Source organism: Micromonospora sp. WMMA1998 (assembly GCF_027497375.1).
In the GTDB taxonomy this organism is placed as follows: Bacteria; Actinomycetota; Actinomycetes; order Mycobacteriales; family Micromonosporaceae; genus Micromonospora; species Micromonospora sediminicola.
Genome location: NZ_CP114911.1, coordinates 6,291,828 through 6,317,028 on the forward strand (window position 1 = coordinate 6,291,828; position 25,201 = coordinate 6,317,028).

The window sequence follows — 25,201 nt, forward strand, 5'->3', positions numbered from 1 at the left end:
AGGCGTCCCTTGAAGCCGCGATGGGAAAGGCATGCGGATCAAGGGCACGATTCTCGGTTGTGCCGGCAAAGGCAGGGGTGCCTTCATGAGCCTCGGCGGAGCCAGAGCACGCCCAACGGCGGGACCCGCAACGCGGCCGAGGCCGGCATCCCGTGCCACGGCACGTTCTCCGCGTGCACCGCGCCCAGGTTGCCCACCCCGGACCCGCCGTAGTGGTGCGCGTCGGTGTTGAGCGCCTCGGTCCACGTCCCGCCGGCGGGCAGGCCGATCCGGTAGTCCTCCAGCGGCAGCGCGGAGAAGTTCGCCACGCAGACCAGGGTCTGCCCGTCCGGGGCGATCCGGATGAACGACACCGCGTTGTTGGCCACGTCGTCCCCGGCGATCCAGCGGAAGCCGGCCGGGTCGGTGTCCTGCGCCCACAGCGCCGGCGTGGCCCGGTAGGCGCGGTTCAGGTCCGCGACCAGCCGCTGCACCCCGGCGCGCGCCGGGTCGTGCAGCAGGTACCAGTCGAGGCCGCGCTCCTCGCTCCACTCGCGGTCGTCGGCGAGTTCACAGCCCATGAAGAGCAACTGCTTGCCGGGGTGCGCCCACATGTACGCCAGCAGCGCCCGCACGTTCGCCAGCCGCTGCCAGGTGTCACCGGGCATCTTGCCGGTCAACGACCCCTTGCCGTGCACCACCTCGTCGTGGCTGATCGGCAGCACGTAGTTCTCGCTCCAGGCGTACGCCAGGGAGAACGTGAGCTGGTGGTGGTGGTGCTGCCGGTAGATCGGGTCCTTCGAGGTGTAGAGCAGGGTGTCGTGCATCCAGCCCATGTTCCACTTGAACCCGAACCCGAGCCCGCCCTCGGAGGTCGGCCTGGTGACGCCGGGCCAGGCGGTGGACTCCTCGGCGATCATGAGCACGCCCGGGTGGTGCCGGTAGACCGTGGCGTTGACCTCCTGGAGGAACGCGATGGCCTCCAGGTTCTCCCGGCCCCCGTGCACGTTCGGGGCCCACTGCCCCTCCTCGCGGGAGTAGTCGAGGTAGAGCATCGAGGCGACCGCGTCGACCCGGAGCCCGTCGACGTGGAACTCGTCGAGCCAGTAGAGCGCGTTGGCGACCAGGAAGTTGCGCACCTCGTTGCGACCGAAGTCGAAGACGTACGTACCCCAGTCGGGGTGTTCGCCGCGGCGCGGGTCGGGGTGCTCGTAGAGCGGGGTGCCGTCGAAGCGGGCCAGGGCCCACTCGTCCTTGGGGAAGTGCGCCGGCACCCAGTCGAGGATCACCCCGATGCCGGCGGCGTGCAGCCGGTCGACCAGGTGGCGGAAGTCGTCCGGGTCGCCGAACCGGGCGGTGGGCGCGTAGTAGCCGGTGACCTGGTAGCCCCACGAGCCGCCGAACGGGTGCTCCATCACCGGCAGGAACTCCACGTGGGTGAAGCCCGTCTCGAGCACGTACGCGGTGAGCTGCTCGGCCAGCTCCCGGTAGTTCAGGCCGGGGCGCCAGGAGCCCAGGTGCACCTCGTACACGCTCATCGGCTCCTGGTGCGGCTGCCGCCTCGCCCGCCGCTCCAGCCAGTCGGCGTCGTTCCACTCGTACCGTGACTCGTGCACCACCGACGCGGTGGCCGGCGGCACCTCGGCGCGGGCGGCCATCGGGTCGGCCTTGTCCCGCCAGCGGCCGTCGGCGCCGAGCACGCGGTACTTGTACCGGCTGCCGGCCGGCATGCCGGGCACGAAGATCTCCCACACGCCGCTGGAGCCGAGCGAGCGCATCGGCCAGCCGTCGTCCGGGCCCCAGCCGGTGACGTCGCCGACGAGCCGCACGCCGCGGGCGTTGGGCGCCCAGACGGTGAACGCCACGCCCTCGTCGAAGACCCGCGCGCCGAGCGCCGACCAGAGCCGCTCGTGCCGCCCCTCGCCGATCAGGTGCAGGTCCAGCTCGCCGAGCGTGGGCGGATACCGGTACGGGTCGTCGTGCGTGGTGCCGTCCACCTCGACCCGGTAGTCGAGCACCTCGCCGGGGAGCACCGCCTCGAAGACGCCGACGTCGTGCACCCGCTTCGTCGGGTGCCGCTCGCCGTCGACGAGCACCGTCACCTCGCCCGCGCCTCGGCGCAGCGTCCGGATCGTGGTGCTCCCGTCGGCCGGGTGCGCGCCGAGCACGGCGTGCGGGTCGTGTACCTCGCCGGCGATCAGCTGGTCCATCGTGCGTCGTCCTTCTCGGCCGGTGCGGTCGGTGCGGTGCCGCCGGAGAGGTCGGCGGGTACGTCTTCGACGGTCAGGTCCGGCGCGGCCGGGTGCTCCGGCTCGGCGGCGGCCGGCGGCGCCGGGCGGCGCACGGTGAGCACGTGCGCCGGTTGCAGGTACGGGTCGAGGCGCACCGCGTTGCGCTGCCCCCAGTCGTACCCGGTGCCGGTCAGCTCGTCGTGCACGGTGAACCGCTCGTGCCAGTCGAAGCCGAGTGCCGGCATGTCGAGCGTGGTGTTGCCCCACTGCACGGTGCGGGAGTCGAACGAGCAGACCACGATCACCGCGTTGCCGGTCTCCGGGTCGTGCTTGGACCAGCAGAGCAGCGCCGGGTTGTCGATGTCGTGGAAGCGCAGGTTGCGCAGCTGGTGCAGGGCGGGGTTGTCCCGGCGGACCCGGTTGAGCGTGCTGATGAACGGCGCCAGCGACCGCCCCTGCGCCAGCGCGCCGTCCCAGTCCCGGGGCCGCAGCTCGTACTTCTCGTTGTCCAGGTACTCCTCGGCGCCGGGGCGGGCGACGTGCTCGAACAGCTCGAAGCCGGCGTACATGCCCCAGGAGGGGGAGAGCAGCGCGGCCAGCACCGCCCGGATCTTGAACATCGGCGGCCCGCCGTGCTGCAACGACGAGTGCAGGATGTCCGGCGTGTTGGGCCAGAAGTTCGGGCGCATCCAGTCGGCGGAGGCGACCAGCTCCTCGCAGTACTCCCGCATCTCGGCCGCCGTCGTGCGCCAGGTGAAGTAGGTGTACGACTGGGTGAAGCCGATCTTGCCGAGCCCGTGCATGATCGCCGGCCGGGTGAACGCCTCGGCGAGGAAGAGCACGTCCGGGTCCACCTTCTTGACCTCGGCGATGAGCCAGTGCCAGAAGTCGAACGGCTTGGTGTGCGGGTTGTCGACCCGGAAGATCTTCACGCCCTCGCCGACCCAGTGCAGCACCACCCGCAGCACCTCGGCCCGGATGCCCTCGGGGTCGTTGTCGAAGTTCAACGGATAGATGTCCTGGTATTTCTTCGGCGGGTTCTCCGCGTAGGCGATGCTGCCGTCGGCCCGGGTGGTGAACCACTCCGGGTGCTCGGTGACCCACGGGTGGTCCGGCGCGCACTGCAACGCCAGGTCCATCGCCACCTCCAGGCCCTGCTCGGCGGCGGCCGCGACGAAGTCGCGGAAGTCCGCCGGCGTACCCAGGTCGGGGTGGATGGCGTCGTGGCCGCCCTCGGCCGCGCCGATCGCCCACGGCGAGCCGACGTCGTCCGGCCCGGCGGTGAGCGCGTTGTTGCGGCCCTTGCGGTTGACCCGGCCGATCGGGTGGATCGGCGGCAGGTAGAGCACGTCGAAGCCCATCGCCGCGACGCCGGGCAGCCGGTCGACGGCGGTGGCGAACGTGCCGGAGCGGGCCGGCGCGTCGACGGTGGCCGGGATCGCGCCCTCCGAGCGGGGGAAGAACTCGTACCAGGCGGAGAAGAGCGCCCGCGACCGGTCCACCCAGAGCGTGCGCTCGTCGCCGGTGGTCACCAGCTCGCGGACCGGGTGCTCCCAGAGCAGGTCGGCCAGGTCGAGCGCCGGGCTCACCCGCCGCGGCAGCTCCAGTTCTTCGTCACGCAGCGTCGTCACGGCTTCGCGTACGCGGTCCCGGTCGGCCTTCGGCACCAGGTCGAGCGCGGCGGTCAGCACCCGGACGCCCTCGGCCAGGTCGTTGGCCAGCTCGGCCGCGCCCTGGCCGGCGGCCAGCTTCTTGGTCACCGCGTTCTGCCAGGTCAGGTAGGGATCCTGAAACGCCTCCACGGTGAAGCGCCACTCGCCGACCGCGTCCGGGCGGATGGTGGCGTGCCACCGGTCCTGGCCCGGCTCGCCGGGCCGCATCCGGGTGAACGGGCGGGCGTCGCCGTCCGGGCCGCGCCACACCACGTTGCAGCCCAACGCGTCGTGGCCCTCGCGGTAGGCCCGGGCCGACACCGGCACCAGCTCACCGACCACGGCCTTGGCCGGGTAGCGACCGCAGGAGACGACGGGGGAGACGTCTTCGATCGGGAACCGTCCAGTCACCCGCTCAACCTACTGCGCGAGATCCTCTCGCGCTCGGCTGCGCCCCGGATGCACCCTCTCCGCGCGGCTGGTCCACGCGGCTGTTCCGCGCGGCGCGCGACGAAGACGAACTCCCGGCCGGGGCGGTCGGGCGCGTCCCGTACGTCGAGCACCCGGTAGCCGGCGGCGGTCAGGCTCGCCTCGACCTCGTCCCGGTCGCGGAACCGCAGCGTCGAGTCCGACGTGACGACGGCGCCGTCGGCCGGGAACCGGTAGGTGAACCGAAAGGACACGTACGGCAGGTCCACGGCGGTGACCTCGAGACGCCGCTGCACCGGCCCTTCGCCCGGCACGTCCCGGGTCACCGGCGCGGTGTCGGCCGCCCACTCCTCCCACGCCCGGCGCTCGGGACGCCGGGTCTCGAACACGAGGTGCCCTCCCGCCCGCAGCGCGCCATGGACGCCCCGCAGGGTGCGCGCCCAGTCGTCGTCGGCGCAGAAGACCTGCGCCACGTTGCCGGTCATCACGGCCAGGTCGGCGTGCACCGGCGGCAGCGTCGTGGCGTCGCCGTGCAGCCACCGGACGCGGCCTTCGCGGTCCTTCGACCGGGCGACGGCGAGGGACGCCCCGGCCGGGTCGACGCCCACGACGGTACGGCCGTGCCGGGTGAGCAGGAGAGCGAGGTTCCCGGTGCCGCAGCCGAGGTCGAGCACCACACGCGCGCCCAGCTCGTCGGCGATCGCCAGGTACGCGTCCAGGTCGTCCCGGTCGCCGTCGAACGCGTCGTAGACCGGCGCGAGCCGAGGATGGGCGAAGATCGCATCCGGCATCCGGCGACTGTATCCGCCGCGGGCCGCGACCGGGCGACGTCTGCGGCGTGCCGCTGGCGGGCTGTTAGGAAGGGGCCCCTCCTCTACCGGAGGCGTTAAGAAGGTGCCCTTCCTTACGCTCCCACCGAGCGGTACACCTCGAGCGTCTGCCGGGCGACCGCGTCCCAGGAGAAGTGCTCCACCGCCCGCCGCCGCCCCGCCGCGCCGAACGCCGCGATCCGGTCCGGGTCGGCCAGCAGCTCGTTCATCCGCGCCGCCAGGTCGGCCACGAAGCGCTCCGGGTCCAGCGGGGTGCCGGAGCCGTCGCCGGCCTGCTCGATCGGGACCAGCAGCCCGGTCTCACCGTCCGCGACCACCTCCGGGATGCCGCCGGTGGCGGTGGCCACCACGGCCGTCTCGCAGGCCATCGCCTCCAGGTTGACGATGCCCATCGGCTCGTAGACGGACGGGCAGACGAAGATCGTGGCGTGGGTGAGCACCTGGATCACCTCGTGCTTGGGCAGCATGGCCGCTACCCACACCACCCCCGAGCGGGTGGCCCGCAGCTCGGCGGCCAGCTCCTCCACCTCGGCGCCGATCTCCGGCGTGTCCGGCGCGCCGGCCAGCAGCACCAGCTGCGTGTCGGCGGGCAGCTCCCTGGCCGCCCGCAGCAGGTACGGCAGGCCCTTCTGCCGGGTGATCCGCCCGACGTAGACCACGCTGGGCCTCCCCGGGTCGATGCCGAGCCGGTCGAGCACGTCCGTGCCGTGGTCCGGGGCGTACTGCGCGGTGTCGATGCCGTTGTAGACCACCCGCACCCGGTCCGGGTTCACCGCCGGGTACGCGGTGAGCACGTCGCGGCGCATGCCCTCGCTCACCGCGACGATCGCGTCGGCGGCCTCGAACGCGGTCCGCTCGCACCAGGACGACAGCGCGTACCCGCCGCCGAGCTGCTCGGCCTTCCACGGTCGCAGCGGCTCCAGGCTGTGCGCGGTCACCACGTGCGGCACCCCGTGCAGCAGCTTGGCGGTGTGCCCGGCCAGGTTGGCGTACCAGGTGTGGCTGTGCACCACGTCGGTGCCGGCGGCCCCGGCGGCCATCTCCAGGTCGACGCCCATGACGCGCAGCGCCGCGTTCGCGCCGGCCAGTCCGGCCGGCTCGGCGTACGCGGTGACACCCGCCTCGTCCCGCGGCGCGCCGAAGCAGTGCACCCGCACGTCGGCGAGTCGGCGCAGCTCGCGGGCGAGGTATTCCACGTGCACCCCGGCGCCGCCGTACACCTCCGGCGGGTATTCACGGGTGAGCAGGTCGACGCGCATCGGTGCCATGCCCGCACCCTAGTGCAGAGCGGCGTGTCGCACCGGGTGCGCAAGTGTGGGCGTCCGAGTGGTGAAGTCGCGGCGGGGTGGATAGCGTCTGAGCATGGCTGCCAAGGTGCTCGCGATCGTCCTGGCCGGCGGGGAGGGCAAGCGCCTGATGCCCCTGACCACCGACCGGGCGAAACCGGCCGTCCCCTTCGGCGGGATGTACCGCATGGTCGACTTCGTCCTCTCCAACCTGGCGAACGCCGGCTTTCTCAAGATCGTCGTGCTGACCCAGTACAAGTCCCACTCGCTGGACCGTCACATCACCAAGACCTGGCGGATGTCGACGCTGCTCGGCAACTACGTCACCCCGGTGCCCGCCCAGCAGCGGCGCGGCCCGTGGTGGTTCGCCGGCTCGGCCGACGCCATCTACCAGAGCTTCAACCTGATCAACGACGAGCAGCCCGACCACGTGATCGTCTTCGGCGCCGACCACATCTACCGGATGGACCCCCGGCAGATGGTGGAGGACCACATCGCCTCCGGCGCCGGGGTGACCGTGGCCGGCATCCGCCAGCCGCTGTCGATGGCCGACCAGTTCGGCGTGATCGAGGTCGGCGAGGACGGCCGGCGGATCCGGGCGTTCCGCGAGAAGCCCACCGACGCGGTCGGGCTGCCCGACGCGCCGGACCAGATCTACGCCTCGATGGGCAACTACGTCTTCTCCACCCGGGCGCTCTGCGAGGCCGTCGAGCGCGACGCGGAGGACAAGACCAGCAAGCACGACATGGGCGGCAGCATCATCCCGATGCTGGTCGAGCGCGGCGAGGCCAACGTCTACGACTTCAAGGACAACGAGGTGCCGGGCAGCACCGACCGGGACCGCGGCTACTGGCGCGACGTCGGGACGCTCGACTCGTTCTACGACGCGCACATGGACCTGATCAACGTGCACCCGGTGTTCAACCTCTACAACTTCGAGTGGCCGATCTACACCGAGCAGCCGCCGTACCCGCCGGCCAAGTTCGTGCACGCCTGGGGCGAGCGGGTCGGCCGGGCGGTCAGCTCGATGGTCTCGCCCGGCTCGGTGATCTCCGGCTCGCTGGTGGAGAACTCGATCGTGTCGCCGAAGGTGAAGGTCCACTCCTGGGCGCACGTCGACGGCGCCGTCCTGATGGAGGGTGTCGAGATCGGCCGGCACGCGGTCGTCCGCCGCGCGATCCTGGACAAGAACGTCTACGTTCCGGAGGGCGCCGAGATCGGCGTCGACCTGGAGAAGGACCGCCAGCGCTACACCGTGTCCGACAACGGCATCGTCGTCATCGGCAAGGGCCAGCGCGTCGAGCCCTGACCCGTACCACCGTTCCCGAGGAGGATCCCGCAGTGGCCCACCCCCGTGCCGGGCAGCCCGCCGAGCCCGCCGACCTGGTCGACGTGCCCCGGCTGGTCACCGCCTACTACGCCGAGCACCCCGACCCGAGCGACCCGGCGCAGCAGGTCTCCTTCGGCACCTCCGGGCACCGCGGGTCCAGCCTGCGCAACGCGTTCAACTCCGACCACATCCTCGCCGTGACCCAGGCGCTCTGCGACTACCGGCGGGAGCAGGGCCTCGACGGCCCGCTGTTCCTCGCCCGCGACACCCACGCGCTCTCCGCGCCCGCCGAGGCCGACGCGCTGGAGGTGCTCGCCGCCAACGAGGTCACCGTGCTGCGCGACAGCCGGGACGGCTACACGCCCACCCCGGCCCTGTCGCACGCCATCCTGACCCACAACCAGGGCCGCACCTCGGCCCTCGCCGACGGCATCGTGATCACCCCGTCGCACAACCCGCCGTCCGACGGCGGCTTCAAGTACAACCCCACCAACGGCGGCCCCGCCGACACCGACGTCACGAAGTGGATCCAGGACCGCGCGAACGCCATCCTCACCGCCGGGCTCAAGGAGGTGAAGCGCATCCCGTACGCGCGGGCCCGCGCGGCCGACACCACCGGGACGTACGACTTCCTCGCCCGCTACGTCGACGACCTGCCCGCCGCGCTGGACATCGACGCGATCCGCGACGCGGGGGTGCGCATCGGCGCCGACCCGATGGGCGGGGCGAGCGTCGCGTACTGGGGGGAAATCGCCGAGCGGCACCGCCTCGACCTCACCGTGATCAACCCGACCGTGGACCCCACCTGGCGGTTCATGACGCTGGACGGCGACGGCAAGATCCGGATGGACTGCTCCTCGCCGAACGCGATGGCCTCGCTGATCGCCGCCCGCGACCGGTTCGCGGTCTCCACCGGCAACGACGCCGACGCCGACCGGCACGGCATCGTCACCCCGGACGGCGGGCTGATGAACCCCAACCACTACCTGGCGGTGGCGATCGGCCACCTGTTCCGTACCCGCGAGCAGTGGGGCCCGGCCGCGGCGGTGGGCAAGACGCTGGTCTCCTCCTCGATGATCGACCGGGTCGCGGCCGACCTTGGCCGGCCGCTGCTGGAGGTGCCGGTCGGCTTCAAGTGGTTCGTGCCCGGGCTGCTCGACGGCGCGGTCGGCTTCGGCGGCGAGGAGAGCGCCGGCGCGTCCTTCCTGCGCCGCGACGGCAGCACCTGGACCACCGACAAGGACGGCATCCTGCTCTGCCTGCTCGCGGCCGAGATCATCGCCACCACCGGGCGGACGCCGAGCGAGCACTGGGCCGACCTGGCCGACCGCTTCGGCGCCCCCGCGTACGCCCGGATCGACGCCCCGGCGGGCCGCGAGGAGAAGGCGGTCCTGGCCAAGCTCTCGCCGGAGCAGGTCACCGCCACCGAGCTGGCCGGCGAGCCGATCACCGCCGTCCTCACCACCGCGCCCGGCAACGGCGCCGCGATCGGCGGGCTGAAGGTGACCACCGAGTCGGGCTGGTTCGCCGCCCGGCCGTCGGGCACCGAGGACGTCTACAAGATCTACGCCGAGTCGTTCCAGGGCCCGGAGCACCTGGCCCGAATCCAGGAGGAGGCCAAGTCGCTGGTCGACGGCGTCCTCGGCGACGCCTGACCCGGCTCAGCGGGGCGGGGGCAGCTCACGGCGGTTGAGCTGCTCCCGCAACCCGTCCGGCAGCAGCTCACGCAGCTGGTCGGGCAGCAGCGGCAGGTCCAGCAGGCTCAGTTTGAGCTGGTTGCGCTCCTGGTAGCGGCGCGGATCGAGGCGGACCACCCGGCCGGCGTCCGGGACGTACCGGACGTGCACCGAACCCTCGGTGGCCGCCTCGCGGATCAGCAGCCCGTCCATCTCCACCGCCACCGGCGCCGAGTCCGGCCGCAGCTCCAGGTGCACGCTCTCGTGCGGCGACAGCAGCACCGAGCGGGAGATCCCGGCCATCGGGGCCGAGGGCGTCACCACCAGCGCCTCCGTCGCCGGCGAGATCAACGGCCCGCCGGCGGCGTAGCTGTACGCGGTCGAGCCGGTCGGTGTGCTCACCACCAGCGCGTCGCACCGGTAGTAGCCGTACCGCTGGCCGTCCACCGCCAGGGTGGCCGTGACGAAGCCGGCGCCGGGCTGCCGCACCAGCGCGATGTCGTTGAACGCCACCACGTCGTCGCCGCACACGTCGCAGGCCAGACAGGCGTGCGACTCGACGGTGAAGTCACGGGCGACGAGCCGTTCCAGTGCCCGGGGCAGGTCCGGCGGCTCCACCTCGACCAGGAAGCCCACCCGTCCCAGGTGCACGCCGAGCACCGGCTTCGGGTCGCGGACGGCCATCCGCAGCGCGCCCAGTATGGTGCCGTCACCGCCGATGCTGATCAGCGCGTCGCAGTGGTCGGCCAGGTCGCAGGCGGGCACCGCCTCCACCGAGATCGGCACGCGGTGCCGGTCCTCGCAGCGGACGGCCAGGGTCTTGCCGTGCTGGCCCGCCCAGCGCGCGATCGTCCCCACCACCTCGGAGACGTCGCGGGTGGGGTGCAGCACCAGCCCGAACACATAGCCCGCCACCGGTACAGCTCACCACAGCGGCGCGTGGACCGTAGGGCTTACCGGACGGCACGACGCCAGGAATCGCCCCCCGAACAGGTGTTTTCCGTGTCCAACCGTAGGCCCGGCTCGTTGGACGCGAGGTGAAGCGGGGGACGAGTGGAGAGCCGATGCATGTTGTGATCATGGCGGGCGGTGCGGGGGTTCGACTGCGTCCCTACACCTCCACCCTGCCGAAGCCACTCGTGCCGATCGGGGAGAGCTACGCGATCCTCGAGATCGTGCTGCGTCAGCTCGCCGACCGCGGCTTCAGCCACGTGACGCTGGCGATCAACCACCTCGGCGCGTTGATCCGGGCGTTCGTCGGCGACGGCTCCCGGTTCGGGCTGAACGTCGACTACGTCGAGGAGGACAAGCCGCTGTCGACCATCGGTCCGCTCTTCGGGATCCGGCACCGCCTGCCCGAGCACTTCCTGGTGATGAACGGCGACGTGCTCACCGATCTCGACTACGCCGACCTGCTGGCCACTCACGCCCGGTCGGGCGCGCCGCTGACGGTCGCCACCTACCGGCGTACCGTCAAGATCGACTTTGGGGTGCTGGAGCTGGCCGGCGACAAGATCACCTCGTTCGCCGAGAAGCCGGTCCTGCACTACCGGGTGAGCATGGGTGTCTACGGGCTCTCCCGGAGCACCATCGCCCACTACCCGGTGGGGCAACCGTTCGGGTTCGACCAACTGGTGCTCGACCTGCTGGGTCGGGGGGAGCCGCCGGCCGGCTACGAGTTCGACGGCTACTGGCTCGACATCGGCCGCCCCGAGGACTACGACGAGGCCAACCGGTGCTTCGCCGACGTCCGGGACATCCTCCTGCCCGCCGGCATGTCGGCCCGGGCATGAGGCGCGTACTCCTCTTCGGAGCCTCCGGCTTCATCGGCGGTCACGTGCGACGGGAGCTGGAGACCACGGCCGACGTGGCGTGTCCGTCGCGCGGCGAGTGCGACCTGGTCACCGCGACGCCGGACGCGCTGCGGGCGCTGCTCGACAGGGTCCGGCCGGACGCGGTGGTCAGCTGCGCGGGAGCGGTGAGCGGGGCGGCCGAGGATCTCGTCCGGGCGAACACGATGGCGACCGCCAAGCTGGTGGACGCGGTCGCCGACGCCGCCCCCGAGGCGCGTTTGGTCCGTCTCGGCTCCGCTGCCGAGTACGGTCCGGTTCCGTTCGGCACCGCGGCCGCCGAGGACCTTCCCCCGTCTCCGGTCAGCGTCTACGGCGTCAGTCAGGCGGCGGCGACCCGGCTCATGGAGCTGGCGGCCGCCGCCGGCCGGGTGGACGCGGTCGTGCTCCGGGTGTTCAACCCCGTCGGTCCCGGCATGCCCGCCACGACACTGCTCGGCCGGGTGGCGGCGTTGCTCGCCCGCCTCGCGCCCGGCGACGACCTGCGGACCGGTCCGCTGGACACGTACCGGGACTTCGTCGACGTACGGGATGTGGCCACCGCGGTGAGCCGGGCGGTGACCGTAACGGCGCCCGGGGCCCGTGTCCTCAACGTGGCGAGCGGCCGTGCGGTGCCGGTGAGTGAGGCTGTCCACCTGCTGGTCTCGGTCGCCGGCCGGCCGGTCCGCGTCCGGGAGGACCGCCCGCCGTCTCCCCGATCCGCCGAAGTGAGCTGGGTGCGCGCCGACATCCGCCGCGCCGCCTCGGTCCTCGGGTGGGCGCCCGAACACGACCTGTACGACTCGGTCGGTGCGTTGTGGAGCCAGGCGGCTCCGGCGGCGGCACCGACGCGTTGAGCCGATCCGGTACCGGTTGCGGCCGGACCGTCGAAGAGGAGGAGCGAACCATGACGGCACACTCGTCCGGCGGGCCGGTGGTGGTGACCGGGGCCGGCGGCTTCATCGGGTCCCACCTGGTCGAGGCCCTCGTCACCGCAGGCCAACCGGTACGCGCCCTCGTGCACTACAACGGCGCCGGATCGCACGGCTGGCTGGACACCTTCGACCCGGACCAGTTGGCGGGCGTCGAGGTCGTGGCGGGGGACATCCGTGATCGGGGGATGGTGCAGCGGCTGGTCGACGGCGCCTCCACCGTCTACCACCTGGCCGCGTTGGGCGGCATTCCGTACTCGTATCTCGCGCCGCAGTCCTACGTCGACACGAACATAACCGGCACGCTCAACGTGTTGGAGAGCGCGCGGGCGGCCGGCGTTGGCCGCGTCGTCGTCACCTCCACCAGCGAGGTGTACGGAACGGCCACCACGGTTCCGATGACCGAGCAGCATCGGCTGCGCGGGCAGTCGCCGTACTCGGCCTCCAAGATCGGCGCGGACAAGCTGGCCGAGAGCTACCACCTCAGTTTCGGTCTGCCGGTGGTCACGCTCCGGCCTTTCAACACGTACGGCCCGCGGCAGTCGACCAGGGCGGTCATTCCCACCATCGTCAGCCAGTTGGCACAGGACGGCGATGTGGTCCGGCTCGGCGCGCTGCGCACCACCCGCGACCTGCTCTACGTGACGGACACCGTGGCGGCCTTCCAAGCCGTCGGTACGGCGCCTGACGACGCGGTCGTCGGCGGCGTGTTCCAGGCCGCGACCGGTCGGGAGACCTCGATCGGCGACCTGGTGCGCAAGATCGCCGCGATGTTCGGCGTCCAGCCGGAGGTGGTGGTGACCGAGGACCGGCTCCGTCCCGCGGAGTCGGAGGTCGAGCGCCTGCTCGGCGACCCCGGTCTGCTTCACGCGCGGACCGGCTGGCGGCCGGCGACGAGCATCGACGAGGGACTCAAGGCGACGGTCGAGTGGTTTCTCGATCCGGCCAACCTCGCGCGCTATCGCTCCGACCGGGCCGTGTGACGGATTCCTCGCTCGCTGCTGGCTGGCTCGGCCGCCCACTTCTCCACCTTGTCGGCCGGACGGCCGGTGCCGCAGGAGGCTCGAACATGATGGTGATGCAGGACAACCGCCGGTCGTCGGCGTTCGGTACCGTTCGCGGCGTCGCCGCGTCCGCCGGGGCGGAGACGCCGGTGCGGCGCACGAGTGGTCTCGTCTCGGCGGTGCTGCGCGCCACCGCCGTCGTGCTGCTGCTCAATTTCGACCAGTTTACGCGTACGGTCGGTCGGGGATTCCTCATCGCCGCGGTCGTGCTCGCGGTGCCGTTGCTCCTGCACGAGATTCTCCGTCCGTCCTCGCGGGCCCGAACAGTGATCTTCTGGGTCCTGGTGGTCTTCGGCGTCCTCGCGTTGCCGGGCTTCCTGCACCCACCGGAGACCGACTACGGCCGGCAGAAGTTCCTGTTGCTCCTCACGCTGACCCTGTTCGCCACGCTGGCGGTGGCGGTGCTGCGCGGCCGGCGTGACGTCGAGATGTTCGCCGCCGTCTTCGTGGTGTCGGGGGTGGTGCTCGCCATCGCCACGCTCAACGGCGATCCGCACGACGGGCGAGCCGACGGCTTCGGCTCCAACCCGATCTGGCTGGCTCGGGCCATCGGGGGTGCGCTCGTCGCTCTCACCTGGCTCTACCTGCAGAAGCGGGTCGCGGCCTGGTGGGCGGCGGGCTTTGCGGTGCTCCTCGGCCTCGCTCTCTTCGCGACCGGCTCCCGGGGGCCGCTACTGGCCACTGTGGTTGCCCTGTTCGTCCTGGTGCTGGCCGGGTTTCGCCTCAAGCTCCGGCGCGGCCGGCGCGAGTGGGTCGGTCTGGGTCTGATGGGTGCCCTGGTGCTGGCCGTCATCGCCATGCCGTCGCTGCTGCCGCCCCGGGTGTACGCGCTCCTGGTCGACCCGAGCGAGGAGATGTTCGACACCGCCCGGGCGGAGATGCGTCAGGTCAGCGTGCCGATGATCGCCGAGCATCCGGGTGGGGTCGGCTACGGCAACTGGTCCGACTACTCCGGCATGTTGGTGCACAACTATCCGCACAACCTGTGGCTGGAGCTGCCGGCCGAGGCAGGGTGGTTTGTGGGCGGGGCCTTCATCCTGGCCACCCTGATCGTGGCGGCGGGGCTCTGGCGCGCGACCCGGCGCGACCCGGTGGCCGGGTTCGTCCTGGCGGTGCTGGCGTTCAACGTGGTGGCGGTGTCGACGTCCGGCGACGTGAACGCGGGCCGTCCGCTCTTCGCCGCACTGGCTCTCGGCGTGCTCGTGATGTCCGGCGCGACGCTGCGCGCCGGTCTGCCGGCCCGCGCCGGACGGACGCGCCAGGCCGGCCGGCGGGGTGTCTCTGCATGAGGTGGCGTGCCAGGCGGCTCGCTCCTTCGGGCGGGCGGCGCGGAGTGGTGGGTATCGCCGCCGGATCGGCCGGTGGTCAACTACTGGCGCTGGCCGCGGCGCCGTTGCTGGCGAGGCTCTATCGCCCGGCCGATTTCGGCGTCCTCGCGGTGATCGCCGCACTGGTGTTGATCGTGGGCACGGTGGCCGCGCTCCGGTTCGAGATGGCGGTCCCGCTGCCGGAACGGGAGGAGGATGCGCGTGCGCTGGTGCGGCTCGGCATCGCCGCGGCCGCAGGCACGGCGATCCTGGGGTCGGTCGTGGTCCTGCTGGCGGGGGATCGGCTGGCTGCCTGGTTCGGCCAGCCCGAGTTGGATCACTGGCTCTGGGTGGTGCCGCCCTCCGCCGCGGCGATGGGTGTGGTCCTCGTGCTCAACCAGTTCGCCGTGCGGCATCGCCGTTACGGCGTGATCGGCCGGCGCAATCTCCTCCAGTCCCTGTCGGTCGTGGTCACCCAGATCGCGGCTGGCGGGGCGGGGCTTCGCCCCGGCGGCCTGGCGCTCGGCTTCGGGTTCGGCCAGGTGGCGGCCGCCGTGGTCCTGCTCCGGGACGTCCGCGGACGCGGTGGGACCGCCCGGACCCGTCCGCCGCAACCGCGCCTGCTGGCGGTAGCGCGCCGGTACCGGCGGTTTCCCTTCCTATTGGCGCCGTCCGGTCTGCTCAACATCCTCGGCACGCAGTTACCGGTGCTGCTCATCGCCTACTGGTACGGCTCTGCGGTGGCCGGCTGGCTGGGCCTGACCCAGCGGGTGATCGCCATGCCCGCCGCGCTCGTGGCGTCCGCGGTGGCGCAGGTCTACCTGGGGGAGATCGCCCGGATCGCCCGGAAGCAGCCCCGGGAGGGCCGGCGCGTCTTTCTCGGCGCCAGCCGGAAGCTGGCCCTGGTCGCCGGTCTCGTCGCGCTCCTCGTCGTGGTCGGCGCGCCCGCGGCCTTCAGCCTTGTCTTCGGGCCGCAGTGGCACAGCAGCGGTGTCTACGCACAGGCCCTGGCCGTCTTCATGGCGGCTCAGCTCGTCGTCTCGCCACTGTCGCAGACGCTTGTCGTATTCGAACGCCAGGCTCTCCAACTCGCCTGGGACGCGGGCCGTGTCGTGGTGGTGGCCGGTGCCGTTTCGGTGGTGGCGCTGGTCGGCGGGTCAGCGCTGACCGCGGTGTGGACGTTCGGGGTGTCCGGCGCGCTGACGTACGGCGTCGGGTGGTTGATGTCGCTGCGAGTCGTGACGGCGGCCGGACGTGACAGCGGCCGAACGCGTCCCGCGCCGCGACTCGTTCCGCAGAGTTGACGCCGTCGGCGGACGGTTCTCTTCGTCATGTCTTGTACCGGAAGGAATCGTTGATCCCGTTATGATGGACGACCCATACCCGGATCCGGCACCGCGCCTGCTGATCGTCTCGTACCACTTCCCGCCGGCGGAGACCGTCGGTGCCCGCCGGCCCGCCGCCCTCGCGGCGTTCGCCACGCGACAGGGGTGGGATGTCCGGGTGCTCACCGCCGTCGTTGCGGACCAGGGCGGAGTGCCCGTCCCGGTGTCCGAGGAGCGACTGATCCGGATCGCGCCGGCACCGCGACTTCCGCGCCCCGGCGGAAGCGGGCGTGGCCCGGCCGCGGGCGGCACGGCCCCGACCAGCTCCCGGCTCGGTCGGATCCGGACCGGTGCCGAGCGTCGGCTGCTCAAGGCCGGCATGGAGCTGTTGCTGCCGGACCCGCAGCTCAACTGGATCCGACCGCCGGTGAGAAACTTCGACCGGTTCGCGGCGGGCTGGCGCCCGGACATCATCCTCGTGTCCGGTCCCCCCTTCTCCGGCTTCGTCGTAGCCGCGACGCTCGCCCGGCGGTTCCGGGTGCCCTGGGTCGCGGACTACCGGGATCTGTGGTCGGTCGGAAACGACCACTGGGTGCGGACACCACTGCGCCGAGCGTTTGACGAACGGCTGGAACGGCGGGTGCTGCGTACCGTGGCGGCGTGTGTGACGATCTCGGAGCCGCTGGCCGAGACGATCCGCCGCACGTTCGGGGTGCGGACGCACGTGGTCATGAACGGTATCGACCGCCGGCCCGTACCGGCGGGCTCCGCGGCGACCCCGGCCGGCATCGAGGCGTCGTCGGGCACACTCACTCTGGCGCACACCGGCTACATCTATCCGGGTAAGCGTGATCCCGGCCCGCTCCTCGACGCGATCGCCCTGCTTGGTCCGGACGCCGGCAAGGTGCACGTGATCTTCGCGGGGGAGGACCACGGCATCGTCCGCGCCGCCGCCGAGCGAGCCGGCGTGACCGACTCCGTCACCCTCCTCGGCCAGGTCTCGCCGGAGAAGTCGTGGCGGATCCAGGCGGACGCGGACGCGCTCGTGCTACTCATGTGGAACGATCCCCGGGATGCCGGCACGATGACCGGCAAGATCTTCGACTACCTCCAGGCCCGCCGTCCCGTCCTCCTGCTCGGTTACGCGGACGGCGTGGCCGCACGCCTGCTGCGGGATCGTGGCGCGGGCGTCGTGGCGAACGATCCAGCCGCGATCGCGGCCCGACTGCGGGAGTGGCTCGCCGTGAAGGAGCGAACCGGACGGGTGCCGTCGGTGCCCGCCGCCGCACTCGACGGGCTGTTCCGTGAGGACCAACTCGGCCGGTACCTGGACATCCTTCGGGGCGTCGCGCGACTGGACGTCCCGGGGCGCTTCCTCACCTGAGCGCCCCGGCTGGAAGGCGTCCCGCACCTGGGGTGCGGGACGCCTTGAGATGCGCGGGACGTCAGTGTCCGGACCGGAGGGCGACCGGTGATCGTCGGCCCGGCCGGCCGGCGGCGATCTCGGAGACAGTCCGGTAGAACGCCGCCCGGCGGGCGTCGAGCGTCGCGGCGGAGAAATCACGGGCCCGGTCGAGGTTGCGGGCCGAGGCCTCCGCGAGCCGGTCCGGGGCGGCCAGCATCGCGGCGATGGTGGCGGCGAGGGCGGCCGGGTCGTCAGGCGGAACCAGGCAGTCCGGTGTGAGCAACTCCGGAATGCCGCCGGCGGTCGAACCCACGGCCGGGAGCGCCCTGGCCATCGCCTCGATGAGCGCCCGGGGCAGACCTTCGGTGCGGGACGGCATCACGAACAGGTCCGCCGAATCCAGCGTCCGGCGGACCGCTTCGGTGTCGGGAAGAGGGCCGGTGAAGCTCACCCGGTCGGCCACGCCCGACCGGGCGGCCAACTGCTCCAGACGGGGTCGGTAGGCACCCACGCCGACGTGCACGAGCCGGGCGCTCGGCCCCTCGGCGGGCATCAGCGCCAGCGCCGAGATGAGCGTGTCGATTCCCTTGTAGAGCTGCTCGAGCGAGCCGACCGACACCAGTGTCGCCTCTGGCGGCGGCTGCCGGACCGGTCGGGCGTGCGGCACGAACGCCGCGGGTGGCAGATCGACGCTGGAGATGCCGGCCGTCGGCGTGGTGGGCAGTGTGGGGTACCGCAGTTGCAGGCACCGTTCCGTCTCGTACGCGACCGCGCCGGCCTCCCGGCACTGACTGCGCAGTGTCCGGGTGGACAGCGCACGCAGCAGCGGACGCAGCGGATGCCGGACGACCCCCGGAGCGAGCACGTCGTACGGATCGCCGATCACCTCGAGCGCGTACGGCAGATTGGCCCGGCTCCGCGCTCGGGCCAGGAGCGAGCCGATCGGCGAGGGCACCCGGAGCACCACGGCGTCCCGGGGGGCCGCCGCGGCGGTCACCGCTTTGGCGATCGCCCGCCGCCCGAGCAGATAACCCCGCGGGCCGACGTAGTACGGCAACGCGCAGACCTCGACGCCGTCCCCGTCGACCCGGGCGGCGGCCGCCGGCCGCCGCGCGACGTCGCGGACCCGGGCGGCGACGCGCACGCGGTCGAAGGCGACCAGGTACCGCCGCCAGATCGAGTTGTCCGGGCCGGCCTCGACCCACACCGCACCGTCCGGAGTCCGGCTGAAGCGCGACTCCGACGTCACCACGACCCGCATCAAGATCTCCCGCCGGTTCGGCAGGTCGCCTCCACCACGTCGGCGACGGCGGCGGCCGCCACCGTGTTGTCGAAGTGCCGCAGGGCGAACTGCTGGGCCCGTTCTCCCCGCAGGCGAAGCCGGCCGTCGGTGAACTCCCGGTGGGCCTGCCGCAGCGCGGAGACCAACGCCGCCACATCGTTGCGTGGCACCACCCAGCCGGTCGTCTCGTCGACGGTCTCGGGCAGGCCGCCGGCGTCGCTGACGATGTTGGGCACCCCGGAGGCCCCCGCCTCGCAGGCCGCGCCGTGTCCCTCGGAGAGGGACGGGCTGACGCTCAGGTCGGCGGCGCGGTAGCAGTCCCGCACGTCCGACACCGACGTCAGCCACGTCACGCTCGGATCCCCGTCGACCTCGAAGCGCCTCACCAACTCGCGCCGGTGTGCCTCTCCGGCCGGCGAGAAACCGGCGCCCACCAGGAGCAGCCGGGCGTCCGGGTGGTCGGCGCGGAACTCCCGCCAGGCCGCCAGCAGCACGTCGTGGCCCTTGATGCCGCGTCCCTTGTGGACCAGTCGCCGCGGTGGATAGACGTAGGCGACCATGATGACGACGAACGCGCCCTCCTCGATGCCGAGTTCGGCGCGCGCCTTGGCACGGACCTCCCGCCGGCCGGAAGCGCCGTCGAGCTCGGCGAAGTGCGCGGTCCTGGCGCCGTAGGTGACGACCGGGCGTCGGGGGGCGGGGCACCCGAGCGCGCCGTAGAGGCCGGAAGTGTGGCCGGTGCCGCAGATGGTGACGTGGTCGAGCCGCCACAGCGGCCGCTCGACGAGCTTGATCAGAGGAGACTCCAGGTACAGCGGCCCTGCCACCATGTGCACCCGGCGTAGCGGCAGGCGCAGGCTCGCGAAGCGGCCGGCGAGGGCGGACGCGTACAGGTGGTATTTAAGGACGTCCGGGCGGAGCCGGCGGATGAGGCGGCGGAGCCGCCACAGGTCCCGCAGCGTCGACGGGCGCGGCCGGAAGCGGAAGTCGAACGGCGAGTCGTGGACCTCAACACCTCGCTGCCGGAGTTCCCCGGTCAGGCGCCCGGTCGCACGCGGCAGGACCGCGACGACCTGGTGCCCGCGGCGGCGCAGCTCCTCCACCTGGGGGAGGATCCAGAGTCCGCCCTGGTCCGTCTTCAACAGGACGGCGATCCGCAGGGGCCGCCTGCCCCCGTGGGCCGTCACCGGGCGTCCAGGAACTGCTCGACGGCGCCGATGACCCGCGCCGCCCGGTCGTCGTCCAGGGCGGACCCGCTGGGCAGGGTGAGACCTTGGGCGAACAGGCGGTCCGAGGCGCCCGTCACGACCGATCGGCACCCGGCGAACACGGGCTGCCGGTGCATCGGCTTCCACACCGGCCGGGTCTCGATGTCCCACGTGGCCAGGTACGCCCCGAGTTCGGCCGCTGACCACCCGTTCCGCTCGGCGTCGACCACTATGCTGGTCAGCCAGCAGTTCGAGCCTTCGTCCCCGTCCCCGAGCAGACGGACCCCGGGAACGCCGGAGAACAGCTTGGCGTACCGCTCGCGGAGCAGCCGGCGGCGGTGCATCATCCCGTCCAGCCGGTGCAGCTGCGCCCGACCCAGGGCGGCGAGCAGGTTGCTGAGTCGGTAGTTGTAACCCACGTCGACGTGTTCGTAGTGCGGCACGGGCTCGCGTGCCTGAGTGGCCAGGTGTCGGCAGCGGGCGAGCAACGCGTCGTCGTCGGAGAGCAGCATCCCTCCGCCGGACGTCGTGATGATCTTGTTCCCGTTGAACGACAGCGCGTTGAGCCGCCCGAAGGAGGCGGCCGGACGCCCGCGGTAGGTCGCGCCCAAGGCCTGCGCGGCGTCCTCCACGACCGGCACCTCCGCCGCCTCGCAGACCGGCAGCAGTTCATCGTAGTCGGCGCAGGTGCCGAACATGTCCGCGATCAGCACCGCCGCGACCTTCTCACCGGCCCGGCCCAGCAGGTCGAGCATGTCAGAGAGTGCGGCCACGTCCATGTTGCCGGTCGTCGGGTCGCAGTCGACGAAGACCGGTTCGGCGCCCGTGTAGACGGCGGCGTTAGCGGTCGCCGCGAAGGTCATGGTCGGCGCGACCACCACGCTTCCCGGCCCGGCCCCCAGGGCGAGCAGGGCCAGGTGCAGCGCGGATGTTCCGGAGTTCAGGGCCAGCGCGTGAGCCGCCCCGACACGCTCCGCGACCTCCCGCTCGAACGCCTCCACCTCGGGCCCGAGCGGCGCGACCCAGCCCGAACGGATCGCGCGGAGCACGAAGGACTCCTCCAGGGGCCCGACGTCGGGTGGGGACAGATAGATCCGGCCGGTCATCGAGCCTCCGTCCACGCAGCGGGATCACGGTCATGGCAGCGAAGGGTCACGGACGGTAAAACGGACGACCTGCCGCGGAGTGATGGCGTAGGCCGGGTTCGTGCCGAAAAGCACCCGATCGGGCCGGGCGGCGTACATGGGGTGGGGACCGCTATCTTCCAGAGCGAGTAGTGTTCGGCGGCCGCGCCATGAATCGACAATCCAGGAGCCCCGAGTGCTGCACCTGAGGGTGATCGCGCCGAGCGACCAGTCGTCGGCGGTAGTGGAACTACTGGCCGCCGACTCCGGCGTCACGCACCTCGTGGTGCTGCCCGGCGCTGCCCGCCAACCCGCAGGCGACTACGTGACCTGCGACGTCGTTCGGGAGAGCGCCGACGGCGTGCTGAGCCGGCTCCAGAAGATGGGTGTCGAGGCGCACGGGGCAATCGCCGCCGACGACGTGGAGCTGACTCTCTCCGCCGCGGCCGACCGGGCCGCCGAGGAGGCACCCGGCCAGGGCGAGGACGCCGTGGTCTGGGACGAGATCGCCGCGAAGACCGGCGAGCAGACCGTGCTCACCGGCACGTTCCTCGCCCTGATCGTGGTCGCCACCATGATCGCCGGCATCGGTGTGTTGCTGGACCAACCCATCCTGATCGTCGGCGCGATGGTGGTCGGCCCCGAGTTCGGGCCGCTCGCCGCGCTCTGCGTGGCGCTGCTGCGGCGTCAGCCGCCGGTCATCGCTCGGTCGGTGCGGGCCCTGACGGTCGGGTTCCTCGCCGCCATGGTCGCCACCGTGCTCAGCACCTGGGCGCTCACCGCCGCCGGGCTCTTCGACCGGGGCATGCTGCTGGCGGAGCGGCCGCTGACAGACTTCATCTGGCGCCCGGACGCCCTCTCCTGGGTGGTCGGGCTGCTCGCCGGCGTCGCCGGCATGCTCTCACTGACCTCGAAGAAGTCCGGCTCGCTGGTCGGCGTGCTGATCTCCGTGACCACCGTGCCGGCCGCCGCGAACGTGGCCGTCGCGGTCGCGTACGGGGTGTGGCACGAGGCTGCGGGTTCCGCCCTACAACTGGTGATCAACCTGGCCGCCATCGTGCTAGCCGGCCTGCTCACCCTGGTCGTCCAGCTGCGCTGGTGGCGGCACGTGGCGCGGCGGGCCGGGCAGGCGCTGCCGCGGCAGCGGGCCGACGGTGGCCCGGCCCCGGTCAGCGCCAGTCGTCGCCCGCCTCGAGACGTCGGCTGAGCAGCGTGGCCAGCGATACCGACTCACCGTCTCGGCCACCCCGCCCGACGACGAGCGGTGGCGCGGTCGGCCGCGGCTCGGCCCCGAGCAGCCGGGAGCGCAGGCTCGGCGGCACGGTGAGCAGGTAGAAGCGTCCCTCGGTGTCCACTGCCCGGCTATGTGCGCGGTCTACGTACCAACCGGTGAGCCGGGTGCGGTAGCGGCCGCGCCCGTCGTGGCCGGTCGCCGTCAACCGGTCGGTGGGCAACCCGCGCCGCCGCGCCTCGGCTGCGAACCGGGCCACCAACTCGGCGGCCTCAGCCTGCTCCGCCGCGCGTTCCCGGGCGTCGGCCTCCGCGTGCGCCCGTACCGCGTGACGATGCCGCTCCCGCCACCGTGCGTCGTCGTCCCCGCTCACCCCAGCGAGGGTACGCCCGCATCCGGGCGACTGACCCGCCCGGCCCTGTCCGCGCTCGCCCCGGTCCGCGCGCCGGCGCGCGGACCGGGCAAATCCTGCACCGCATTCGCGCGTTCGCGGCGTGTCAGGTCGTTGCCACCTCGACGCGGGCGGGCCGGTCGGCTCCCCTCGGCGGACGCTGTCGAGCTGAGTCGTTCGTGACATCAGCTCGACAGGCCGCGACGAGGTCAGGCCAGGCCGGCCCGGCGCAGCGCCTCCGCCATGGCGTCGTTGACCGGTGCGGGCGCCCCGCCGCCGCGCCCCTGCCGCTGCTGCGGACCACCGCGCGAACCACCCCGGTCGCCGCGTTGACCGCCACCCTCACCGCCGCCCCGCGGGCTGCCGCCCTGTCCGCCGCCCCGCGGGCCGCCGCCGCGCCTGCCACCGCCCTGTCCGCCGCGCTCCCGCCGGCCGTCGCCGCCCGCCGGACGTCCGCCCCCGGCCGGCGCCTCGTCCTCCAGCCGCAGCGTCAGCGAGATCCGCTTGCGCGGGACGTCCACGTCGAGCACCCGGACCTTGACCACGTCGCCGGACTTCACCACGTCGCGCGGGTCCTTGACGAAGGTGTGCGACATGGCCGAGACGTGCACCAGGCCGTCCTGGTGCACGCCGACGTCGACGAACGCGCCGAACGCGGCCACGTTCGTGACCACGCCCTCCAGCACCATGCCCGGCGTCAGGTCGCCGATCTTCTCGACGCCCTCGACGAACGTGGCCGTGCGGAACTCCGGACGCGGGTCGCGGCCGGGCTTCTCCAACTCGGCCAGGATGTCGGTGACGGTGGGCAGGCCGAACGTGTCGTCGACGAAGTCGGTCGCGCGCAGGCCGCGCAGGATGGCCGACTTCCCGATTAGCGCCCGCAGGTCCTGCCCGGTGGAGGCGAGGATGCGGCGGACCACCGGGTACGCCTCGGGGTGGACGCTGGACGAGTCGAGCGGGTCGTCCCCGCCGGGGATGCGCAGGAAGCCGGCGCACTGCTCGAACGCCTTCGGCCCGAGCCGGGCCACCTTCTTCAGCTCGGCCCGGGTGCGGAACGGCCCGTTGGCGTCCCGGTGCAGCACGATGTTCTCGGCCAGCCCGGCGCCGATGCCGGAGACCCGGGTGAGCAGCGGCGCGGACGCGGTGTTGACGTCCACGCCGACGGCATTGACGCAGTCCTCCACCACCGCGTCGAGGGAGCGGGACAGCTTCACCTCGGACAGGTCGTGCTGGTACTGCCCGACCCCGATCGAGCGCGGGTCGATCTTCACCAGCTCGGCGAGCGGGTCCTGGAGGCGGCGGGCGATGGAGACCGCGCCGCGCAGCGAGACGTCCAGGCCGGGCAGCTCCTGCGAGGCGTACGCCGAGGCGGAGTAGACCGACGCGCCGGCCTCGGAGACGACCACCTTGGTCAGCTTCAGCTCGGGATGCTGCTTGATCAGGTCACCGGCCAGCTTGTCGGTCTCCCGGCTGGCGGTGCCGTTGCCGATCGCCACCAGCTCGACGCCGTGCGCGGCGGCCAGCGTGGCGAGCGTGTGCAGGGAGGCGTCCCACTGCCGGCGCGGCTCGTGCGGGTAGATCGTGTCGGTGGCGACGACCTTGCCGGTGGCGTCGACCACGGCGACCTTCACGCCGGTACGCAGGCCCGGATCGAGGCCCATGGTGGGGCGGGCGCCGGCGGGCGCGGCCAGCAGCAGGTCGCGCAGGTTGGTGGCGAAGACGCGGACCGCCTCCTCCTCGGCCGCCTGCCACAGCCGCATCCGCAGGTCCGCGCCGAGGTGGATGAGGATCCGGGTACGCCAGGCCCACCGCACCGTGTCGGCCAGCCACCGGTCGGCGGGCCGCCCCTGGTCGCTGACGCCGAACCGGCCGGCGACTGCGGCCTCGTAACGGCTGGGCCCGGTGGCCGCGTCGGCGTCGCCCTCGGCCTCCGGGTCCATGGTCAGCTCCAGCACGCCCTCCTTCTCGCCCCGGAGCATGGCGAGGATCCGGTGCGAGGGCAGCTTCGGGTACGGCTCGGCGAAGTCGAAGTAGTCGGCGAACTTCGCGCCGGCCGTCTCCTGGCCCTCGCGTACCCGGGAGACCAGCCGGCCCCGCGACCACATCTGCTCGCGCAGCGTGCCGATCAGGTCGGCGTCCTCGGCGAAACGCTCGATCAGGATCGCCCGCGCCCCGTCCAGCGCGGCCGCCGCGTCGGCCACGCCCCGGTCCGCGTCGACGAAGCCGGCGGCGGTGGCGCGCGGGTCCTGCGTCGGGTCGGCGAGGAGCGTGTCGGCGAGCGGCTCCAGCCCGGCCTCGCGGGCGATCTGCGCGCGGGTGCGCCGCTTCGGCTTGTAGGGCAGGTAGATGTCCTCCAGGCGGGACTTCGAGTCGGCGGCGAGGATCTGCGCCTCCAGCGCCTCGTCGAGCTTGCCCTGGCTGCGGATCGACTCGAGCACGGCGGCGCGCCGCTCGTCCAGCTCGCGCAGGTAGCGCAACCGCTCCTCCAGCGTGCGCAGCTGCGCGTCGTCGAGCAGGCCGGTGGCCTCCTTGCGGTAGCGGGCGATGAACGGCACGGTGGCGCCGCCGTCGAGCAGCTCGACGGCCGCACGCACCTGACGTTCGGCGACGCCGAGTTCCTCGGCGATCCGCTGGTGCACAGACTGGGTCACGATTGTCATCCGCCTTCTCGGGTGGGTTCCGCCCTGCAT

19 protein-coding genes are annotated in these 25,201 nt (G+C 72.5%); 9 read left to right on the forward strand and 10 right to left on the reverse strand.

Translation table 11 applies throughout. The annotated features are described in order from the left end of the window. Positions 1-83 precede the first annotated feature (83 nt). From glgB to glgA, 4 genes are all read right to left on the reverse strand, one after another. Positions 84-2,189, reverse strand: coding sequence for a 1,4-alpha-glucan branching protein GlgB (glgB, locus tag O7600_RS29275; RefSeq protein ID WP_281591580.1), 2,106 nt, complete (start codon positions 2,187-2,189; stop codon positions 84-86). After that, positions 2,177-4,273 (reverse strand): alpha-1,4-glucan--maltose-1-phosphate maltosyltransferase, encoded by a 2,097-nt coding sequence (locus O7600_RS29280; RefSeq protein ID WP_281591581.1) that lies wholly within the window; start codon positions 4,271-4,273, stop codon positions 2,177-2,179. The genes glgB and O7600_RS29280 overlap by 13 nt, the downstream gene beginning before the upstream one ends. Further along, a complete protein-coding gene (locus tag O7600_RS29285) occupies positions 4,270-5,082 on the reverse strand; it encodes a class I SAM-dependent methyltransferase (RefSeq protein WP_281591582.1) in 813 nt (270 codons plus the stop codon). Before O7600_RS29285 ends, O7600_RS29280 begins: the two co-directional genes overlap by 4 nt. A 113-nt stretch (positions 5,083-5,195) precedes the next feature. Further along, on the reverse strand, positions 5,196-6,389 hold the full coding sequence (gene glgA, locus O7600_RS29290) for a glycogen synthase (protein WP_281591583.1): 1,194 nt from the start codon (positions 6,387-6,389) through the stop codon (positions 5,196-5,198). A 94-nt stretch (positions 6,390-6,483) separates the two neighbouring features. Between glgA and glgC the strand changes: the two genes are divergently transcribed. Further along, on the forward strand, positions 6,484-7,716 hold the full coding sequence (gene glgC / locus O7600_RS29295) for a glucose-1-phosphate adenylyltransferase (protein WP_099161680.1): 1,233 nt from the start codon (positions 6,484-6,486) through the stop codon (positions 7,714-7,716). A 32-nt stretch (positions 7,717-7,748) separates the two neighbouring features. Continuing rightward, complete coding sequence (gene pgm, locus O7600_RS29300; protein WP_281591584.1) at positions 7,749-9,392, forward strand: phosphoglucomutase (alpha-D-glucose-1,6-bisphosphate-dependent); 1,644 nt, start codon at positions 7,749-7,751, stop codon at positions 9,390-9,392. A 6-nt stretch (positions 9,393-9,398) separates the two neighbouring features. On the opposite strand, the gene O7600_RS29305 is transcribed toward pgm, so the two are convergent. Continuing rightward, on the reverse strand, positions 9,399-10,328 hold the full coding sequence (locus O7600_RS29305) for an NAD(+)/NADH kinase (protein WP_281591585.1): 930 nt from the start codon (positions 10,326-10,328) through the stop codon (positions 9,399-9,401). 149 nt (positions 10,329-10,477) lie between these two features. On the opposite strand from O7600_RS29305, the gene O7600_RS29310 reads away from it, so the two are divergent. The 6 genes from O7600_RS29310 to O7600_RS29335 all read left to right on the forward strand — a co-directional run bounded on the left by O7600_RS29310 (position 10,478) and on the right by O7600_RS29335 (position 17,254). Next, positions 10,478-11,206, forward strand: a complete 729-nt coding sequence (locus O7600_RS29310; RefSeq protein ID WP_281591586.1) for a sugar phosphate nucleotidyltransferase — start codon at positions 10,478-10,480, stop codon at positions 11,204-11,206. Continuing rightward, positions 11,203-12,099: an NAD-dependent epimerase/dehydratase family protein gene (locus tag O7600_RS29315; protein WP_281591587.1), complete on the forward strand. Its 897-nt coding sequence runs from the start codon at positions 11,203-11,205 to the stop codon at positions 12,097-12,099. Before O7600_RS29310 ends, O7600_RS29315 begins: the two co-directional genes overlap by 4 nt. A 50-nt stretch (positions 12,100-12,149) precedes the next feature. Continuing rightward, complete coding sequence (locus O7600_RS29320; protein ID WP_281591588.1) at positions 12,150-13,157, forward strand: SDR family NAD(P)-dependent oxidoreductase; 1,008 nt, start codon at positions 12,150-12,152, stop codon at positions 13,155-13,157. A gap of 86 nt (positions 13,158-13,243) precedes the next feature. Continuing rightward, positions 13,244-14,527 carry an O-antigen ligase family protein gene (locus O7600_RS29325; protein ID WP_281591589.1) on the forward strand — a complete coding sequence of 428 codons (1,284 nt, stop codon included), beginning with the start codon at positions 13,244-13,246 and terminating at the stop codon, positions 14,525-14,527. A gap of 47 nt (positions 14,528-14,574) precedes the next feature. Next, the gene (locus tag O7600_RS29330) at positions 14,575-15,849 is read left to right on the forward strand and encodes an oligosaccharide flippase family protein (RefSeq protein WP_281591590.1); all 1,275 of its coding nucleotides are present in this window, start codon (positions 14,575-14,577) and stop codon (positions 15,847-15,849) included. Next, positions 15,800-17,254 carry a glycosyltransferase gene (locus tag O7600_RS29335; RefSeq protein WP_281591591.1) on the forward strand — a complete coding sequence of 485 codons (1,455 nt, stop codon included), beginning with the start codon at positions 15,800-15,802 and terminating at the stop codon, positions 17,252-17,254. Before O7600_RS29330 ends, O7600_RS29335 begins: the two co-directional genes overlap by 50 nt. 61 nt (positions 17,255-17,315) lie before the next feature. Here O7600_RS29335 and O7600_RS29340 read toward each other — a convergent pair whose 3' ends face one another. The 3 genes from O7600_RS29340 to O7600_RS29350 are packed head-to-tail and all read right to left on the reverse strand — an operon-like array spanning position 17,316 to position 20,871. Continuing rightward, the gene (locus tag O7600_RS29340; protein ID WP_281591592.1) at positions 17,316-18,536 is read right to left on the reverse strand and encodes a glycosyltransferase; all 1,221 of its coding nucleotides are present in this window, start codon (positions 18,534-18,536) and stop codon (positions 17,316-17,318) included. Further along, complete coding sequence (locus O7600_RS29345; protein ID WP_281591593.1) at positions 18,536-19,699, reverse strand: glycosyltransferase family 4 protein; 1,164 nt, start codon at positions 19,697-19,699, stop codon at positions 18,536-18,538. Before O7600_RS29345 ends, O7600_RS29340 begins: the two co-directional genes overlap by 1 nt. 41 nt (positions 19,700-19,740) lie before the next feature. Further along, positions 19,741-20,871: an aminotransferase class I/II-fold pyridoxal phosphate-dependent enzyme gene (locus O7600_RS29350; RefSeq protein WP_281591594.1), complete on the reverse strand. Its 1,131-nt coding sequence runs from the start codon at positions 20,869-20,871 to the stop codon at positions 19,741-19,743. 214 nt (positions 20,872-21,085) lie between these two features. On the opposite strand from O7600_RS29350, the gene O7600_RS29355 reads away from it, so the two are divergent. Beyond that, entirely contained in the window at positions 21,086-22,096 is a 1,011-nt protein-coding gene (locus O7600_RS29355; protein ID WP_281591595.1) for a DUF389 domain-containing protein, read from the forward strand. On the opposite strand, the gene O7600_RS29360 is transcribed toward O7600_RS29355, so the two are convergent. Then, complete coding sequence (locus tag O7600_RS29360) at positions 22,059-22,493, reverse strand: hypothetical protein (protein ID WP_281591596.1); 435 nt, start codon at positions 22,491-22,493, stop codon at positions 22,059-22,061. The genes O7600_RS29355 and O7600_RS29360 overlap by 38 nt on opposite strands. Before the next feature lie 227 nt (positions 22,494-22,720). Next, positions 22,721-25,201, reverse strand: a complete 2,481-nt coding sequence (locus O7600_RS29365; protein ID WP_281591597.1) for a Tex family protein — start codon at positions 25,199-25,201, stop codon at positions 22,721-22,723.